The sequence below is a fragment of the Dellaglioa sp. BT-FLS60 genome (assembly GCF_054941065.1).
On record NZ_JBSOLI010000034.1, the window covers coordinates 170,718 to 188,898 of the forward strand.

17 protein-coding genes and 1 riboswitch are annotated in these 18,181 nt (G+C 35.9%); of the genes, 15 read left to right on the forward strand and 2 right to left on the reverse strand.

Features of this window, described 5'->3' with window-relative positions:
- Positions 1-63: 63 nt before the first annotated feature.
- The 3 genes from ACVQ8P_RS06380 (at position 64) to ACVQ8P_RS06390 (ending at position 1,268) form a co-directional block, all read left to right on the forward strand.
- Complete coding sequence (locus tag ACVQ8P_RS06380; protein WP_462298341.1) at positions 64-300, forward strand: hypothetical protein; 237 nt, start codon at positions 64-66, stop codon at positions 298-300.
- Between the two features lie 14 nt (positions 301-314).
- Positions 315-686: a type II toxin-antitoxin system PemK/MazF family toxin gene (locus ACVQ8P_RS06385; protein WP_462298343.1), complete on the forward strand. Its 372-nt coding sequence runs from the start codon at positions 315-317 to the stop codon at positions 684-686.
- 23 nt (positions 687-709) lie between these two features.
- Positions 710-754: riboswitch (PreQ1 riboswitch) on the forward strand.
- A gap of 13 nt (positions 755-767) precedes the next feature.
- The gene (locus ACVQ8P_RS06390) at positions 768-1,268 is read left to right on the forward strand and encodes a QueT transporter family protein (protein WP_462298344.1); all 501 of its coding nucleotides are present in this window, start codon (positions 768-770) and stop codon (positions 1,266-1,268) included.
- A gap of 31 nt (positions 1,269-1,299) precedes the next feature.
- On the opposite strand, the gene cbpA is transcribed toward ACVQ8P_RS06390, so the two are convergent.
- Both cbpA and ACVQ8P_RS06400 read right to left on the reverse strand, forming a co-directional pair.
- Complete coding sequence (gene cbpA, locus ACVQ8P_RS06395; RefSeq protein WP_462298345.1) at positions 1,300-1,935, reverse strand: cyclic di-AMP binding protein CbpA; 636 nt, start codon at positions 1,933-1,935, stop codon at positions 1,300-1,302.
- Between the two features lie 150 nt (positions 1,936-2,085).
- Complete coding sequence (locus ACVQ8P_RS06400) at positions 2,086-3,048, reverse strand: L-lactate dehydrogenase (protein WP_462298347.1); 963 nt, start codon at positions 3,046-3,048, stop codon at positions 2,086-2,088.
- A gap of 209 nt (positions 3,049-3,257) precedes the next feature.
- Here ACVQ8P_RS06400 and pth point away from each other — a divergent pair, with 209 nt between their 5' ends.
- From pth to lysS, 12 genes are all read left to right on the forward strand, one after another.
- A complete protein-coding gene (gene pth, locus ACVQ8P_RS06405) occupies positions 3,258-3,821 on the forward strand; it encodes an aminoacyl-tRNA hydrolase (RefSeq protein WP_462298349.1) in 564 nt (187 codons plus the stop codon).
- 36 nt (positions 3,822-3,857) lie between these two features.
- Complete coding sequence (mfd, locus tag ACVQ8P_RS06410; RefSeq protein WP_462298352.1) at positions 3,858-7,379, forward strand: transcription-repair coupling factor; 3,522 nt, start codon at positions 3,858-3,860, stop codon at positions 7,377-7,379.
- A 21-nt stretch (positions 7,380-7,400) separates the two neighbouring features.
- The gene (locus ACVQ8P_RS06415) at positions 7,401-8,969 is read left to right on the forward strand and encodes a putative polysaccharide biosynthesis protein (protein ID WP_462298353.1); all 1,569 of its coding nucleotides are present in this window, start codon (positions 7,401-7,403) and stop codon (positions 8,967-8,969) included.
- 17 nt (positions 8,970-8,986) lie between these two features.
- Positions 8,987-9,253 (forward strand): RNA-binding S4 domain-containing protein, encoded by a 267-nt coding sequence (locus ACVQ8P_RS06420; protein WP_462298354.1) that lies wholly within the window; start codon positions 8,987-8,989, stop codon positions 9,251-9,253.
- Positions 9,254-9,298: 45 nt separating this feature from the next.
- The gene (locus ACVQ8P_RS06425) at positions 9,299-9,685 is read left to right on the forward strand and encodes an FtsB family cell division protein (protein WP_462298356.1); all 387 of its coding nucleotides are present in this window, start codon (positions 9,299-9,301) and stop codon (positions 9,683-9,685) included.
- 73 nt (positions 9,686-9,758) lie between these two features.
- Positions 9,759-10,238 (forward strand): S1 domain-containing RNA-binding protein, encoded by a 480-nt coding sequence (locus tag ACVQ8P_RS06430; protein WP_462298358.1) that lies wholly within the window; start codon positions 9,759-9,761, stop codon positions 10,236-10,238.
- Positions 10,239-10,313: 75 nt separating this feature from the next.
- A complete protein-coding gene (gene tilS, locus ACVQ8P_RS06435; RefSeq protein ID WP_462298360.1) occupies positions 10,314-11,681 on the forward strand; it encodes a tRNA lysidine(34) synthetase TilS in 1,368 nt (455 codons plus the stop codon).
- A 5-nt stretch (positions 11,682-11,686) separates the two neighbouring features.
- The gene (hpt, locus tag ACVQ8P_RS06440) at positions 11,687-12,226 is read left to right on the forward strand and encodes a hypoxanthine phosphoribosyltransferase (protein WP_462298362.1); all 540 of its coding nucleotides are present in this window, start codon (positions 11,687-11,689) and stop codon (positions 12,224-12,226) included.
- A gap of 93 nt (positions 12,227-12,319) precedes the next feature.
- Complete coding sequence (gene ftsH / locus ACVQ8P_RS06445) at positions 12,320-14,395, forward strand: ATP-dependent zinc metalloprotease FtsH (protein WP_462298364.1); 2,076 nt, start codon at positions 12,320-12,322, stop codon at positions 14,393-14,395.
- Positions 14,396-14,470: 75 nt separating this feature from the next.
- Complete coding sequence (hslO, locus tag ACVQ8P_RS06450) at positions 14,471-15,355, forward strand: Hsp33 family molecular chaperone HslO (RefSeq protein ID WP_462298365.1); 885 nt, start codon at positions 14,471-14,473, stop codon at positions 15,353-15,355.
- Between the two features lie 77 nt (positions 15,356-15,432).
- Positions 15,433-16,443 (forward strand): tRNA dihydrouridine synthase DusB, encoded by a 1,011-nt coding sequence (gene dusB / locus ACVQ8P_RS06455; protein WP_462298367.1) that lies wholly within the window; start codon positions 15,433-15,435, stop codon positions 16,441-16,443.
- Between the two features lie 71 nt (positions 16,444-16,514).
- Positions 16,515-18,014 (forward strand): lysine--tRNA ligase, encoded by a 1,500-nt coding sequence (lysS, locus tag ACVQ8P_RS06460; protein WP_462298369.1) that lies wholly within the window; start codon positions 16,515-16,517, stop codon positions 18,012-18,014.
- The last annotated feature ends 167 nt before the right edge of the window (positions 18,015-18,181 follow it).

Here is an 18,181-nt window from a genome sequence, read left to right on the forward strand (position 1 = left end):
GTTTATTTGCTTATGTCGCTATGGTAAAATGGCGGTAGCGTATCATTTATGGGGGAAGTATAAATGGATAAAAATGAGAAAGTAGTTATGAATCATATAGCCGATTATTGTGCGTATTATTCGATCACCAATGAGGCATTATTGAAGGACAAAGACATATTGAATTTGGTTTTGAGCCATCAAGAGGCAATGGATGAGTTAATCAGTGGTTACTCAGAGATGGGGCAATTGAACAGTGAGATATGTCACGATTTTAAAGGATCTGAAGATGAAGTGTTATTGCATCTTCAAATTATGTAGAGAGTTGGGGTAAAATGGTTGATAGTATTATTCGTGGAGATATTTTCTATGCGGATTTATCTCCCGTTGTTGGTTCTGAACAAGGCGGTATGAGACCAGTTCTCATTATCCAAAATAATATTGGTAATCGCTATAGTCCAACGGTCATCGTTGCCGCTATTACGACACGTATCCAAAAGCCTAAAATGCCAACCCATGTTGGTCTTTTAGCTAGTAAAGTAGGTATTGAAAAAGATTCAGTTATACTAATGGAACAAATTCGTACGATTGATAAGCAACGTTTGAAAGACCGTATTGCACATTTATCGAAAGAAAGTATGCTTGAGGTTAATAACGCGCTTAGAACGAGTATTGGGCTTGTTTCAGCGATACATAAAGTAAAATAGGCATTAAATAACATAGGAAAATAAAAAACGTGGTTCGTAACCATCCCACGCAAAAAAACTAAGGGAGTCTATGAATAAATAATGACAAAAAATAATCGTGTAAACCAGGTAATTATTAATGGTTTAATTGCTGCACTTTATATCGTATTGGCAGTTGTTCCAGGTATGTTCAGTATGGCCAGTGGGGCCATTCAATTTCGCATATCAGAAGGATTGAATCATCTTGTTTTGTTTAATAAGAAATATATCTGGGGTGTCTCATTAGGGGTTATTTTATTTAATCTCTTTTACAGTTCACCATTAGACGTTCTTTTTGGCGGTGGGCAAACAATCATGGGTCTTCTGATTGTCATTTTTGTTAGTCCAAAATTTAAATCAATGTGGCAAAAAATGCTTTTAAATATTGTGGTTTTCTCATTTACCATGTTTTTAATTGCAATTATGTTGAACGTTACAGCGAAGTTACCATTCTGGCCTACATATGGTACGACAGCGTTATCTGAATTTATCATTATGACAATTACAGCACCAATTATGCTCGTGTTAGATCGCGCTATTCATTTTGATAAAAGAATGCACTAAAAAAACAGACCTGAAAGGGTCTGTTTTTTGTTTAGCTACGTAAATCTTCAATTTCGGAAACAATAAATTCTTTGCGTCCTAAGTTATCAACAATCTTATCAACTTTTTCTTGTGTGACACCAGCTGGTAATGTGAATAATGTACGACGTAATAATTCGCCTTCTTTAACGTCTAAAGTCATACAACTTGCGATTGAAGAATATTTGGTAATGATCTTAGCCATTTCAACTAAATCACCACGTTCTCCGGCAGAGACGACAGTTAAGACGTAACTACCAACGTCAAAATTCCATGATTGAGATAACATATCAAGAAGGCGTGTATGTGTTAAAATGCCTTCAAAATAATTATTTTCATTTAGAACAGCAATGTAAGGTAAATCTTTGATTGAAAAGAAAACGTTAAAAAATGCTGAATCAGATGAAATAAATTTAGTCGCATTTTTTAAAAGATAAGTGACAGGAAGTGACATGTCTCCACCCTGTGATTTATGACGGTAAATATGCATCTTATAGATATTACCGCGGAAGATTTGGCCCGTTTCATCCAAAATTGGGACACAACGGAATCCAGAATCTTCTAAGATTGTGAGTGCTTCTTCGAGTGTGACACTTTCACGAACGGTTGTTAGTTCTTTTAACGGTTTAACTAAAGTATTTAATAGCATACAGGCGCCTCCAAAGATTAAATTTTTCTCATTTACATGTTTATAATACCATAAAAAAAGCACTTTAACAGTAAATTGATTATTAAAATTGTATTAAAAAAGGAACGGAAGAATATCTTCCGTTCCTTTTTAGTAGGAAATAATTAAAAATTATTCACCTAATTTTTTAAGACCATCAGTTAATACTTGTTTTAAAGTAGCAGCTGAATCAGTCATACGTTTAGATTCAACATCATTTAAAGGTACTTCGATGATTTGTGCAAGACCTTGGCCGTTAACAACAGCTGGTGTACCGATATAAATATCGTTCAAACCATATTGTCCGTCCATGTAAGCACTAACAGGTAATACGGCATTTTCGTCACGCAAAATTGCTTTTGAAAGACGAGCTAATGCTGTACCAATACCGTAGAATGTTGCGCCTTTTTTGTTGATGATTTCGTAAGCTTTGTTACGGACGTCATCTTCAATTTTAGCAAGTTGGTCATCAGAAATATTGTTTGCTTTTACCCAATCTAAGAATGGAAGACCACCGATAGTTGCAGCTGAGTAAGCAGCAAATTCTGTATCACCATGTTCACCCATCATGTAAGCATGGATTGAACGAGGATCGTTGATGTCAGTTAATTTGCTTAAAGCAACACGTAAACGTGAAGTATCAAGTGAAGTACCTGAACCAATAACACGATCTTTAGGGAAACCAGAGAATTTCATTGTTGCGTAAGTTAAAATATCAACTGGGTTAGCAGCAACTAAGAAAATACCTTTAAATCCAGATTCAACGATTGGAGTTACGATACTTTTCAAGATGTTTAAGTTTTTGTTTACAAGGTCAAGACGTGTTTCACCTGGTTTTTGTGGTGCACCAGCAGTGATAACGACAAGATCTGCATCTTCACAGTCAGAGTATTCTGCTGAGTAGATACGTTTAGGAAATGCGAATGGTGTAGCATCTTCTAAATCTAAAGCATCTCCGACAGTGCGATCTTTCGCAACATCGATGATACCGAATTCTTCGCCGACACCTTGGAGTGTCATTGCGAATGCGTAACTAGAACCTACGGCGCCATCGCCGACTAAGATAACTTTTTGATGATTTTGTGTTTTTGTCAAAATAATTCATCCTTTCAGAGCTATAATTATTACTGAGTAATTATAACATGTTTTTTTATGAAAAAACATACTAGATGAACGAGTTCTTTCACAAAATTTTCAGAAATTGAGTATGGTATAATAGTTGATAGAAAAGAATAGGATTGAATTGCTGGGTAAGTTATCTAAACTTGCCCAGATGTTTGCGTTTATCTAAAGGAGAAAATGAAATGAAAATGATAGTTGGGTTAGGTAATATTGGTGAAAAGTATGATGGTACAAGACATAATGTTGGGTTCGCCACAGTGGATACATTTGCAAAACAACATAATGCTAATTTTGGATCAAGTAAATATGAAGCGCAAGTCGCATCATTTAATTTAGCGGGTGAAAAAATCTTGCTGGTTAAACCATCTACCTATATGAATGAATCTGGTCGAGCAGTTAGACCTTTAATGGATTTTTATAAAATTGAAGTCGCAGATATTCTTATTGTGAATGATGATCTTGATTTAGAAGTTGGGCGCATTCGTTTACGTCAAAAAGGCTCTGCTGGTGGACATAATGGTTTGAAAAGTATTATTGCACATACGGGTACACAAGAATTTAAACGCATTAAAATTGGTATTGATCATCCAGATAAAGTTTCCGTTGTCGATTGGGTGTTAACGAAATTTTCTAAAAATCAAGAGAAGGCTTTAGGGGATGCCATTAATACAGCAACTTTGGCTATTGAAGATTGGTTAGAAACGGATGATTTTATGAACACAATGAATAAATATAATCATAAATAAGAGAAGGCCGCTTAGAAAAGGGTAAAAGGTAGAATAATGAATTTAGAAACAATGATGCAAGCTGTCCCTGGTGTGGATAACTGGTTAGCGGCTATTGAACCGAATACGAGACAATTGTTAACTGGTCTAACAGGTTCAGCTAAAACGTTGATGTTAGCGACTATTTTTAAAAATAAAAAAAGATCTATGCTGGTTGTGACAGATAATTTATTTCATGCGACACAATTGAATGAAGATTTAACTAATTTTATCGCTGAAGACCAGGTCCTAACGTTTCCAGTTGAAGAATTATTGGCTGCAGAGTTGGCAACAAGTTCACCTGAATTTAAAGGTGAACGCGTTCAAACACTCCAAGCTTTATTAGAGGAGACACCTAAGCTGGTTGTGACGTCAATCTCAGGATTAAGACGCTTTTTAGCACCTGTTTCAACGTGGAAACAAGCAACGTTAGACTTAGCCGTTGGAAAAGATATTGATTTAAAAGCAACTGAAACACAACTTTTTACGATGGGCTATCAGCGTCAAAAACTAGTTGAACGTCCTGGTGATTTCGCTGTGCGAGGCTCTATTTTAGATATTTATCCTTTAACGGTTGAAAATCCAATTCGATTGGATTTATTTGATACGGAAATCGATTCACTACGTTATTTTGATGTGACTAATCAACGTAGTTTAGAAAATGTGGATCAGATTCAAGTCATCCCGGCAACTGATTTTATTGCGACTGACGAGATGTTATTACAAGCTAGTAAAACGTTAAAAAAGGCTTATGGTGTTGAATATAAACGGTTAGATAGTGATGATCAAGAACGCTTAGAATCCAACATTATGCCCCTTATGAGTGATTTTGAAAAAGGCCGATTAGCTCCGGAACACTTATTATTTGGCGATATCATTTATCAGGGAAAAACGAGCCTGTTAGATTATTTAGGCGAGGATGGACTAGTTGTCATGGATGATTATCCACGACTATTAGAAGCCGAAAAATCCCTTAAATTAGACGAAGATAACTGGATGGCCGATAAGCTGAAAACGCATCAAGTCTTATCCACGAGTACTTTTGGATTTGAATTACGCGACTTATTGAAAAAAGAGACACATGCTGAATTATTTATGGCTCATTTTCAAAAAGGGATGGGACATTTAAAATTCAACCAATTGATTGATGTACCAGGGCATGCCATGCAACAATTCTTCAGTCAAATGCCATTACTTAAAACAGAAATGGATCGTTGGTTAAAGAAAAAACAAACGATTATCGTCATGGTTCAGGATAAAGAACGACTCAATAAAGTCTCGCAAACATTGGATGATTTTGAGATTCCTTCTATTATGAATACGTTAGATAGCCTGCAAGCAAATAAAGTTCAAGTTGTAGAAGGTAATTTACAAGCAGGATTTGAATTGCCAACAGCGAACTTGGTTGTTGTGACCGAGCACGAAATGTTCAATAAAGTTGCCAAAAAACGACCCAAACGACAAACGTTAGCTAATGCTGAACGGCTGAAAAGTTATCAGGATTTAAAGCCTGGTGATTACGTGGTTCATGTGAATCATGGGATAGGCCAGTTTATGGGTATGGAAACGCTGGAAGTTGATGGTAAACATCAAGATTATATGACGATTTCTTATCGAGATGACGCAAAATTATTTATTCCAGTTACCCAATTGAATATGGTTCAAAAATATGTGTCGTCTGAATCTAAGTCACCAAGAATTAATAAATTAGGTGGCACTGAATGGACTAAAACCAAAAATAAAGTTGCTGCTAAAATTGAAGATATTGCTGATGATTTGGTTGCACTATATGCGGAACGCGAAGCCGAGGTTGGTTTTCAATTTTCAGAGGACAATGATTACCAAATGGAATTTGAAAATGCGTTTCCTTATTCTGAAACGGAAGATCAAATCAGAAGTTCCAATGAAATCAAGCATGATATGGAACAAAAGAAACCAATGGATCGTTTGTTAATTGGGGATGTTGGCTTTGGTAAAACGGAAGTGGCTTTACGTGCGGCGTTCAAAGCCATTCAAGACCATAAACAAGTGGCGTTGTTAGTGCCAACAACTGTTTTGGCGCAGCAACATTATGAAACGATGATTAACCGTTTTGAAGGTTTCCCAGTTGAAATTGGCATTTTATCTCGATTTAGAACGAAGAAACAACTCAAAGAAACAACCGATAAAATGGCTAGTGGTGCTTTGGATATTGTTGTTGGAACACATCGAATTTTATCGAAAGATGTTCAATTTGCTGATTTAGGGTTGTTAATTGTGGATGAAGAACAACGATTTGGTGTGAAACATAAAGAACGACTTAAACAATTTAAATCACAAGTGGATGTTTTAACGTTAACGGCGACCCCAATCCCAAGAACATTGAATATGTCGATGCTCGGTGTGCGTGATTTGTCAGTGATTGAAACAGCGCCACTGAACCGTTACCCTATTCAAACGTACGTGATGGAACAAAACGGTGGCACCATTCGAGATGGAATTCAACGTGAGCTGCAACGCGGTGGACAAGTTTTTTACTTGCATAACCGGGTTGAAGATATCGAAAAAGTTGTTTCAGAAATTGAAGTAATGGTGCCGGAAGCGAGTGTTGCCTATATTCATGGGCAAATGACTGAAAATCAATTAGAAAATGTTTTATATGATTTTATTCAGGGTGTGTATGATGTATTGGTGACGACGACTATTATTGAGACGGGTGTGGATATTTCTAATGCGAATACGTTATTTGTCGAAAATGCGGATCACATGGGATTGGCACAATTATATCAATTACGTGGTCGTGTTGGACGAAGTAGCCGAATCGCGTACTCTTATTTCATGTACAAGCCTAATAAGGTGTTAACTGAGGTTAGTGAAAAACGTTTGGAAGCCATTAAAGATTTTACTGAATTGGGTTCAGGGTTTAAAATTGCTATGCGTGATTTATCTATTCGTGGAGCAGGAAACTTATTAGGGCGTCAACAACATGGCTTCATTGATTCTGTTGGGTACGATTTATATACACAGATGTTGACAGAAGCTGTGAATAAAAAACAAGGTAAAAAAGTTGATCCTAAGTCTGATTCTGAAATTGAAATTAATATTGAAGCCTACTTACCTTCAACTTATATTGATGATCAACGTCAAAAAATAGAAATCTATAAACGAATTCGACAATTTGATAATTATGATCAATATTTAGAAGTGCAGGGTGATTTAATTGATCGTTTCGGCGAATTTCCGACAGAGGTCAACAACCTAATGGAAATTGGGCTACTCAAATTATTTGCTGATAAGGCGCTAGTTGAAAAAATTAAAAAAGATAAAGATCAATTAAGTGTTTTTGTTTCAGAAAAAGGCACCACATTGTTGGGAGCAGAAGCTATCTTTAAGGCGCTGTCAGCTACAAAATTAAAAGCAACGTTGAAACCTCAAGGTAAACAAATGCGTGTCGTTTTAGTGATTCAGCCTAAGATGACTGAATCGGATTGGTTAATTGAATTACAGAACTTTGTTCAGGCACTGAGTGAGTCTGTTGGAGAATTGACCGTCGCTAACTAATAAAAAAGGAATCGAAATGATATGGGAAATAAGCAACTTAGACATTTGATGCGAGGGGCGATGATTTTATCAATTGCCTCGTTAATTGCCAAAATTTTGAGTGCCATTTATCGAGTACCGTTACAAAACTTAGTTGGTGATACTGGTTTTTATATTTATCAACAGGTCTATCCGATTTATGGGATAGGGATGACTTTTGCTTTAACCGGGTTTCCGGTTTATATTAGTAAGTTAATTGCTGAGGAACCTTTGGAAGAAGATAAAATAGAGTTGTCCCATGATATTTTCATTGTTTTAAGTCTCTTTAGCTTGGTGATTTTTTCTGGGTTACAATTAGGGGCAGCTTGGATTGCAACGGCAATGGGTGATGGTCAATTAGATATTCTGATTCGAAGTGTGGCGTTCATGTTCTTATTTTTGCCGATTTTAGCAGTTGGACGTGGTTATTACCAAGGTATTTTCGAAATGAATAAAACGGCTGTTTCACAAGTTGTTGAACAATTATTGCGCGTTGGGATCATTATTTTAGCGGCATATATCGCGGCTAAAAATAAAACGTCGCTGTATTCAATGGGCGCATGGTCCATGATTGGGGCTTCGATTGGAGCAATTGGAGCGAGTTTGTCATTCACTCATTTTTTTAGAGTGGATTTTAGACAAATCCATATTAAAATAAACAGGCAAAGACTAATGATTGTCGCTAGAAAGTTATTTTCTGAAGGTCTTGTTATCTGTCTATTTGCGGCAATGATGGTTTTGCTTCAATTAATTGATTCATTTACAGTAAAAAATGGTTTGGTCCATTTTGGGTATTCGAATGCTGCTGCAAAATCGTTAAAGGGAATTTATGACCGGGCTCAGCCATTGGTTCAACTGGGGTTGGTCATTTCAGTCGGTTTTTCATCGATGTTATTACCATCACTGGCACTAGCGCGTCGTGAGAATCGAGAACGAGATTTTCAACGTTATGCCAAAATGTTAGTCCACATAACTGTGGCATTATCGCTAGCCGCAACAATCGGATTAGTAGCGCTAATGCCATTAATCAATCAATTTTTGTTTGGTGACCAATTACAAAATGGCACGTTATCTGTTTATATGATTAGCATTTTGTTGGCCGCAATTATTGGCACGTACAATAGTGTCTTACAAAGTCTGAGCTTATATCGAACAGCGGTTGTAGCTTTGGTTATTGGATTATTACTTAAAATGGGAATTAATTTTTATTTTGTTTCTCTGATGGGAACAATTGGGGCAAGTATTGCAACGATTCTGAGCTTATTGGCTGTATTGATAGCCATGTGGTTGATGTCGCCAAGTATGATACGCCAATTACTGATTGATCCTAATTTTATGATAAAATTAATATTAGTTTGTGTAATCATGGGAATTGTGGTTTATTTAGTAGGTAATCAGTTAATGGCCTGGATAAATGGTGGCCGATTATTGAGTGGGATTACTGTACTTGCTTCAGGAGTTATTGGGGTTGGTATATTCGGTATTTTAGCGATTAAGTGGCGATTATTTTCCATTCGAGAATGGTTGAGTTTTCCGTTTGGGAAAAGCATTTTAAAAAAATTTATAAGATAAAATAAGGAGACTAACTAATGAGATTAGACAAATTTTTAAAAGTATCACGGATTATTAAACGCCGTACAGTTGCAAAAGAAATTGCTGACAAAGGTCGCATTGCGATTAATGATAAAATTGCAAAATCATCAACAGATGTTGTCGTAGGGGATGAATTAACGATTCAATTCGGTAACAAGACATTGACGGTAAGAGTTATGGCGTTAAAAGAAACAACAAAAAAAGCAGAATCAATTGATCTATATGAAGTTGTTTCTGAAGTTTATGCTGAAGAAAGTCGATAATCATCGATTTTTGATTGGATACCTTTATTGGGGTAGGAGACAAATATGGCCGATAATAAATCGAAAATTAAATTCTTAGATAATGATTTCACGAGAGCTAATAAAACGGAACGAAAAAAGGATCAACGATTGACACATATTCATCGTCGACGTTTAATCGGATTGACCGTTATTTTAGGTCTTATCATTATTTTTTTTAGTGTTCAGTTGATTTCAACGAAAGTCAAAATTGGGCACTATCAACAAGAAACAACAGCTAAACAAATAAAATTAAAAAAAGCTAAAGCACATCAAAAAGAGCTTAAATTTAAGGTTAAACAATTAAATGACAATGACTATTTACTAAAATTAATTCGCGAAAAATATTATTTTTCTAAAAAAGGTGAAACTGTCTACAGTTTTCCTAGCGATAAAACTAATTTAATAAACTAATTGAGCATGGTATCGTGGTATATAGCGTGGTATACTAATTTAGTATATATATCTAAGGAGGAGCAACTTTTTTATGTCTATTGAAGTCGGAGAGAAAGTCTCAGGTAAAGTTTCAGGAATTACAAATTTTGGTGCATTTATTGATTTGGGTGACAGAAAAACGGGATTAGTACATATCAGTGAAGTTTCTGATGGATTCATCAAGGATATTCATGATGTCTTGACCGTTGGGGATGAAGTCACAGTTAAGGTTTTAGCCATCGGTGATGATGGCAAAATTAGTTTATCAATCCGTAAAGCAGTTGATAAACCACAAGTAGCGGAAACAAAATCTCGTCCACAAAAAACGTTTAATAAGGATTCTCGTGCATCGACTGGTTCACGCCCCTCAAATGGTGGAAAGAATCGTTATCAGACAAAAAAAGTTGAACCTCAAAAAGATGACTTCGATTCATTATTATCTGGTTTTTTAAAGGATAGTGAAGATCGCTTAGTTTCATTAAAGAGAAGTACTGAAGGTAAACGTGGTGGTCGTGGTGGCCGACGCAATTAATAACAAATTTTAAAGAAGAGTGGTTGAAATGAAAATTTTAAACCGCTCTTTTTTAATTTAAAAAGGAGAAAAGTTGTGCTGAATACAAAGTTTGAGGCTCAATACCGGTTGATTGGCGGGCCCAAAAAAGTTCTAGTTGCGGCCTCAACAGGTGTTGATTCGATGGTTTTGCTTGATTTATTACAGCAATTACCAAGAGACATTCGGCCTGAAATAGGTGTGGCATACGTTGATCATCAGCTTAGGGAGCAAAGCCAAGTTGAAACTGAGTTTATTGAAAAGTATTGTCATGAAAATAAGCTGAAATTATATCAAAAAGTGTGGCCAGTAGCTGAGCATGGGCTGAAAGGAATTGAAAACGCAGCCCGTGAAATGCGTTATCTTTTTTTTGAACAGACAATGCTTTCAGAAAATTATGGGCTATTAATGACGGCTCATCATGCCAATGATCAAATTGAAACCTTAGTTATGAAAAGCATTCGTGGTGGCGATATAGAACAATTGACAGGCATTGATCGAATGCGATCATTTGGACCTGGTCAGTTGGTTAGACCATTATTGGTATTTTCAAAACAAGAAATTCGTGATTATGCGCAAAAACAAAAGGTAACGTTTTTTGAAGATGAAACAAATCAATCAACAGATTTTTTTAGAAATCGTGTTAGAAAAGAAATTATACCAAGAATGCTCGAAAATAATAATCAGGCACTTGAACATGCGCAGAGTTATGTAGATCAGCTGTCGAACCTCCTAGATTTAGCGGATGAAGCTATTGGTGACAAAATGGCATTAATTAAAAATGAATCTGGCTTTTTAATTGCAAAATGGCAAGCGTTACCAATAAAATGGCGGAAACCGGTATTGAAAAAAATGGCGGAAGAGCAGGGAGGTTTTTTAAAAACTGAGCAAATACGTCAAATTGATCAGTTGTTAATGAATCGTAAAAAGCCACAAAGTGAGATTGATTTAGGTAATAATCAATTATTTAGTAAAAAATATGAGTATATGGCGTTTGTTCAAAAAGAAAAACCGGTTGAAATAAATTCTGATAAAATGACGTTACGCATGAATGCATGGATTAATTTAAATGAAAATGAAAAAATTGGCGTATTTGAACAAGGGAAAATTAATTTAGAAGATACCGATATAATAGATTATATTTTGGTTAATCATTCGATTTCAGGTAAGGGGCTTAGTCTCCGACATCGATTACCCGGGGATTATATAACGATTGAAAATGGCGGTAAACAAAAAATTAAAAAAATATTTATCGATCAAAAGATAGGTAGGGATGACCGAAATAAGGCATGGGTCTTAGAAACCAATGCCAAACAGATTGTTTGGTTGATAAATTATAAGAAATCTCAATTGTCAGATACCGTTGAAACTGATAAAATACAAGACATAATCGTTTTAAAAAACCAGAGGCAGGAAAGAGGCTAAAGTGCATGGATGCAGATATTAAAAAAGTTCTTTACAGTGAACAAGAAATTAAAGATGTAACTCGACAATTAGGACAGCAAATCACAGCTGACTATCGAGGCAAAAATCCATTGCTTGTTTGTATTTTAAAAGGTGCTTATCTTTTTATGGCTGACATTGCGAAAAATGTTTCGGATTATGCAGAAGTTGATTTTATGAATGTTTCAAGTTACGGAGATGGTGTTGTTTCAACCGGAAATGTCAAAATTATTAAGGATTTAGATATTGATGTTAAAGGTAGAGACGTGATTATTGTTGAAGATATTGTGGATACAGGTCAAACATTAGCGTACTTAGTTGATTTATTTAAGGGTAGAAATGTGAATTCCGTTAAAGTGTGTTCATTGTTAGATAAACCTGAAGGACGCAAAGTAGACGTTAATGTTGACTACGCAGGATTTGAAGTGCCAAATGAATTTGTAGTGGGGTATGGATTAGATTATGCTGAAAAATATCGAAACTTGCCATATATAGGTATCTTAAAACCTGAGATTTATTTGGATTAAAATAATGGTCAAAGAATGTCAATTGTGATATAGTGTATCCTATTCAAGCGATAATTGAATTAAAAATAAAGAAAAACGGGCAGGAGAGTAGATATGAAAAACAATCCTAAAAATGGACTTTTTAAAAATAGTTTATTTTACATAGTTATTATGCTTGGAATAATGGGTGTAATGTACTTCTTTTTCGATGGTAGCAATGAAACGAAGTCACAAGAAATTCAATCAAGTGAATTTGTCTCAAACTTACAATCAAACAAAGTAAAATCATTTGATATTCAACCATCAGGTGGTGTCTACAAAATAACGGGTACCTATACAAAAGCTCAAACAGAAAAGAGCAAAAATACTGGGTTCTCATTAATTCCGGCCTCAAAGAAAACAACAAAAGTTAAGAACTTTACGTCAACAGTGCTTCAAAATGATTCAAATATGGCTCAAATTTTGAAATCATCTGAAGCAACAAAGACAAAAATGGATACAAAAGAAGAGCAATCAAACAGCATTTGGGTGCAATTGGCCATTACTGTTATTCCACTTGTGTTAGTAGTCGGCTTTTTCTATCTTATGATGGGACAAGCAGGACAAGGTGGCGGTGGTGGTAAGGTGATGAACTTTGGTAAATCAAAGACAAAACCTTCTGACAAAAAAGATAATAAAGTCCGTTTTGCTGACGTTGCCGGTGCGGAAGAAGAAAAACAAGAACTTGTTGAAGTTGTTGAATTCTTAAAAGCACCACGCAAGTTTGCCAATCTGGGTGCACGAATTCCATCAGGTGTTCTTCTTGAGGGACCTCCAGGTACTGGTAAAACATTGCTTGCAAAAGCTGTCGCTGGTGAAGCTGAAGTTCCATTCTACTCAATTTCAGGTTCTGATTTCGTTGAAATGTTCGTCGGTGTTGGTGCAAGTCGTGTACGTGATTTGTTTGAAAATGCTAAGAAAACAGCACCTTCAATCATCTTTATTGATGAAATTGATGCTGTTGGACGTCGTCGTGGTTCAGGTACTGGTGGCGGTAATGATGAACGTGAACAAACATTGAATCAATTGCTTGTTGAAATGGATGGATTTACGGGTACAGAAGGTGTGATTGTGATTGCAGCTACTAACCGTTCTGATGTGCTTGATCCAGCACTTTTACGTCCGGGTCGATTTGATCGTAAGGTCTTAGTTGGTCGTCCAGATGTTAAGGGCCGTGAAGCCATATTAAACGTTCATGCGAAAAACAAACCATTAGCAGCTGATGTTGATTTAAAAATGATTGCAAAACAAACACCAGGTTTCGTGGGTGCTGACTTGGAAAATCTTTTAAATGAAGCTGCATTATTGGCTGCTCGTCGTAATAAATCAAAAATAGATGCAAGTGATATGGATGAAGCTGAAGACCGTGTTATTGCGGGACCAGCAAAACGTGATCGTGTTATTAATGAAAAAGAACGTCGAACAGTTGCTTTCCATGAAGCTGGACATACAATTGTTGGTTTAGTTTTAAATGAAGCTAGAGTTGTTCATAAAGTAACAATCGTACCTCGAGGTCGTGCTGGCGGTTATGCCATTATGCTACCCAAAGAAGACCAAATGTTATTATCTAAAAAAGATATGAACGAACAAATTGCTGGGTTAATGGGTGGACGTGCTGCTGAAGAAATTATCTACAATGAACAATCTTCAGGGGCATCAAACGATTTCCAACAAGCAACGCAAATGGCTCGCTCAATGGTTACTGAATATGGTATGAGTGAAAAACTTGGACCTGTTCAACTAGAGGGTGATAGCCAAATGTTTGCAGGTGGCTCAGGTCAACCAAATGCGGCATATTCAAGTAACACAGCTGACATCATTGATGCTGAAGTTCGTCGTCTATCTGAAGAAGGTATGGCGCTTGCTAAAAAAATCATTGAAGATCATAGAGAACAACATAAATTAATTGCTGATAAATTATTAGAATTTGAAACACTTGATGAAAAAGAAATCTTGAGCTTGTTTGAAGATGGTAAAATGCCAGAAAAAGACAATGCAAATGAATTTCCAAGTGAAAAAGATGGTTCTTTTGAAGCAACAAAAAAAGAATTAGAACGAAATGATGCAAAAAAAATGGCTGAAGAAACAAATAAAGTCGGTTTGACTAAAACAGTTGTTTTCCATCCAAAAGTAAATAAAGACGACAAATAATCGTCACTCAAGAACTCCGATGGACTTATCTGTCGGAGTTCTTGCTGGTCTAAAATGAATTATTAAGGAGAAATAATGGAAGATTATCTTGTAAAAAGTTTGGCCTTTGAGGGTCAATTGAGAGTATACGCAGTTACGGCAACAAATACGGTTGCTGAGGCACAAAGAAGACATGATACATGGAGTGCGGCATCAGCTGCACTCGGGCGTAGTTTGGTAGGGACATTGTTGTTGAGTACGTCAACGTTATCAGGTGATGAAAAAATGACAGTTAAAATTAATGGGAACGGACCTGTTGGTGCAATTGTGATTGATGGAAATGCTAATGGGACAGTCAAAGGTTATTTGGGTGAACCACATATTCATTTACCATTAAATGAAAAACATAAAATTGATGTTAAAGGTGCTGTTGGTACTCAAGGTTCAATGGCTGTCACTAAAGACATGGGAATGAAAGAACCATTTACGGGTCAAGTGCCATTAGTTTCAGGTGAACTAGGTGAGGATTTTACCTACTATTTAGCAAAATCAGAACAAATTCCTTCTTCAGTTGGGTTATCAGTTTTTGTGAATACAGATAATACAATTGAAGTAGCAGGTGGATTTATGATTCAAGTTATGCCAGGTGCCACTGATGAAGTTCTAGATGCATTAGAAAAAAAATTAGCAGAAATGCCAATGGTTTCTGAGTTACTTAGAGATGGTAAAACACCAGAAGAAATTATTTATCTCATGTTTGGTGAAGAAAATGTGAATATCTTGGACAAAATGTCAGTTGCATTTGAATGTGATTGTTCAAAAGATAAATTTTACGGATCATTAGCTACTTTACCTAAAAGTGATATTACTGAGATGATTGAATTAGATCATGGTGCAGAAGCAGTTTGTCGTTTTTGTGGGAACAAGTACCATTACTCTGAAAGCGAATTAATGCAGTTATTAGATAGCTCAGCTGAATAAAATTTATTCATATCAAAACATGATTTGTGATATGATACTAAACAATAGTAAGTGTAAAAAATGATGAGGTGAATAGAATGGAATGGAAAATTGGTGACATATTGATCCCTAATCAAGTCGTTGTTGCGCCTATGGCAGGTGTAACAAATGCGGCATTCAGAATGATTTGTAAAGATTTTGGTGCTGGATTAGTGGTTTGTGAAATGATTTCTGATAAAGGAATCCAATTTAGAAATAAAAAAACATTGAGTATGCTGTTTGTTGACCCAAGAGAACATCCAGTTAGTGTCCAAATTTTTGGTGGTGATAAAGAAACGTTGGTTGCTGCCGCTAAGTTTGTTGAAGAACATACCTCAGCTGATATCGTTGATATTAATATGGGATGTCCCGTACCTAAAGTGACGAAAACAGATGCAGGTGCGCGTTGGTTACTAGATCCAGATAAAGTCTATGAGATGGTTAATGCGGTTACGAATGAACTATCGATTCCAGTAACCGTTAAAATGAGAACAGGTTGGGATGAAGATCACATTTTAGCAGTTGAAAACGCATTGGCTGCTGAACAAGGTGGTGCTGCTGCCCTTGCAATGCACGGTAGAACACGTTTCCAAATGTACAATGGTAAAGCAGATTGGAATATTTTACATGAAGTAAAAAGTAATTTAAAAACAATTCCTTTTATGGGTAATGGGGATATTAAAACGCCACAAGATGCTAAAAAAATGTTGGACGAAGTTGGGGCTGATGCGGTTATGATTGGCCGTGCTGCGCTAGGAAATCCTTGGATGATTAAGCAAACGACGACTTACCTTGAAACAGGTGAACTTATTGCTGAACCATCAGCAGCTGAAAAAATATTAGTTGCTAAAGAACATTTGCATGCACTCTGTCAAATTAAGGGTGAAGTGATTGGGCCTAAAGAGTTTAGAAGCCAAGCTGCATACTACCTAAAGGGGATTTCACGTTCAGCAAGAGCAAAGGCAGCGTTGAATGAAGCAAACTCAGAAGCTTCAATGATTACAATATTTGATAAATTTTTAGAAGATACAAAAGAACGTGAATTTAAATTAATGCAAAAAGAAGCCTAGAAATGGTTGCATTTTCATGGGTTAATTGGCATGATAGTAAGTGAAATCTGTAATTAAGTGAGGGATATAATATGGCAAAGCAAGAACAAAGCATGAATGATCAATTAAAAGTACGTCGCGAAAAAGTTGTAGAACTTCGTGAAGCAGGGGTGGATCCATTTGGCCACCGTTTTGAACGTAAGGATATGACTAAAGCACTGCATGACAAGTACGATGAATTTACTAAAGAAGAACTTGATGGTATGGATATTCAAGCAACTATTGCGGGTAGACTAATGTCTAAACGTGGCAAAGGTAAAGTTAGTTTTGCTGATATTCAAGATAAAGATGGTCGTTTACAACTATACGTTCGTAAAGATATTGTAGGTGAAGAAACATACCATGTTTTCAAACGTTCAGATATTGGCGATTTTGTTGGAATAACTGGTGATGTAATGAAAACGGATATGGGTGAGTTAACAATTCGCCCAACAGAAGTTACTTTTTTGTCAAAAGCATTGCGTCCACTTCCAGATAAATTTCATGGTTTACAAAATGTGGAACAAATCTACAGACAAAGATATCTTGATTTAATCACAAATCGTGAAAGTTTTGATCGTTTTATGAAACGGAGTCAAATTATTTCGGCTGTGAGACGTTATTTAGATGGCAATGGCTATGCTGAAGTTGAAACGCCAGTATTGCATAATCAAGCCGGTGGCGCGTCTGCTAAACCATTTAAAACACATCACAACGCATTAGATATTGAATTATATCTACGAATTGCGCTTGAATTACATTTAAAGCGATTAATTGTGGGTGGTATGGAAAAAGTATACGAAATTGGACGAGTGTTCCGTAATGAGGGAATTGATACTAAACATAATCCAGAATTTACAATGCTTGAAACATATGTCGCATACTATGATTTCCATGATGTAATGGACGAAACTGAAGGTATTTTCAAGGCAGTTGCTGATGTGGTTTCAGATGACGGTATTATTGAATATGATGGCAAAAAAGTAGATTTTAATAAGAAATTTGCCAGAGTACATATGGTAGATGCAATTAAATCTGTAACTGGAGTAGATTTTTGGAAAGAAATGTCAATTGAAGAAGCGCAAAAATTGGCAGATGAACACCATGTTAAGTATGAATCATATTGGAAAGTTGGACATATTATTAATGAATTTTTCGAAAAATTTGTTGAGAATACAATTGTTGATCCAACCTTTATATACGGCCATCCTTTAGAAATTTCACCTTTGGCTAAGAAAAATGCAGATGATCCTAGATTTACAGATCGGTTTGAAATGTATATTTTGGGTACAGAATATGCTAATGCATTTACTGAGTTAAATGATCCAATTGATCAAAGAGAGAGATTTGAAGCTCAGGTTGAGGAACGTGAAGATGGTAATGATGAGGCAGAAGGAATTGATGAAGATTTCATCGAAGCTCTCGAATATGGTATGCCACCAACAGGTGGTTTAGGAATTGGGATAGATAGGTTAGTTATGTTAATGACAGATGCCCAATCTATCAGAGATGTCTTATTATTTCCAACTATGAGACCGGATGATAACCAATAAATTTAGGCTCTATGTCAAATAGTGTTGATGAAGCAAAAAAGGTTCTTCGTCAACTGTTGTTGGTGAATGATATTATGAAGGTTCTAATCACTTAGTGATTAGGCCTTTTTTTGTATGAATCTTAAGGGTATAAAATATTCTGATGCGAAATCTATAAAAGTTTCTAA

Bases quoted from the DNA above. Each gene is read 5' to 3' on its own strand.
- ACVQ8P_RS06380 (WP_462298341.1), top strand. From the start codon at position 64: ATGGATAAAAATGAGAAAGTAGTTATGAATCATATAGCCGATTATTGT.
- ACVQ8P_RS06385 (WP_462298343.1), top strand. From the start codon at position 315: ATGGTTGATAGTATTATTCGTGGAGATATTTTCTATGCGGATTTATCT.
- ACVQ8P_RS06390 (WP_462298344.1), top strand. From the start codon at position 768: ATGACAAAAAATAATCGTGTAAACCAGGTAATTATTAATGGTTTAATT.
- cbpA (WP_462298345.1), bottom strand. From the start codon at position 1,935: ATGCTATTAAATACTTTAGTTAAACCGTTAAAAGAACTAACAACCGTT.
- pth (WP_462298349.1), top strand. From the start codon at position 3,258: ATGAAAATGATAGTTGGGTTAGGTAATATTGGTGAAAAGTATGATGGT.
- mfd (WP_462298352.1), top strand. From the start codon at position 3,858: ATGAATTTAGAAACAATGATGCAAGCTGTCCCTGGTGTGGATAACTGG.
- ACVQ8P_RS06415 (WP_462298353.1), top strand. From the start codon at position 7,401: ATGGGAAATAAGCAACTTAGACATTTGATGCGAGGGGCGATGATTTTA.
- ACVQ8P_RS06420 (WP_462298354.1), top strand. From the start codon at position 8,987: ATGAGATTAGACAAATTTTTAAAAGTATCACGGATTATTAAACGCCGT.
- ACVQ8P_RS06425 (WP_462298356.1), top strand. From the start codon at position 9,299: ATGGCCGATAATAAATCGAAAATTAAATTCTTAGATAATGATTTCACG.
- ACVQ8P_RS06430 (WP_462298358.1), top strand. From the start codon at position 9,759: ATGTCTATTGAAGTCGGAGAGAAAGTCTCAGGTAAAGTTTCAGGAATT.
- hpt (WP_462298362.1), top strand. From the start codon at position 11,687: ATGGATGCAGATATTAAAAAAGTTCTTTACAGTGAACAAGAAATTAAA.
- ftsH (WP_462298364.1), top strand. From the start codon at position 12,320: ATGAAAAACAATCCTAAAAATGGACTTTTTAAAAATAGTTTATTTTAC.
- hslO (WP_462298365.1), top strand. From the start codon at position 14,471: ATGGAAGATTATCTTGTAAAAAGTTTGGCCTTTGAGGGTCAATTGAGA.
- dusB (WP_462298367.1), top strand. From the start codon at position 15,433: ATGGAATGGAAAATTGGTGACATATTGATCCCTAATCAAGTCGTTGTT.
- lysS (WP_462298369.1), top strand. From the start codon at position 16,515: ATGGCAAAGCAAGAACAAAGCATGAATGATCAATTAAAAGTACGTCGC.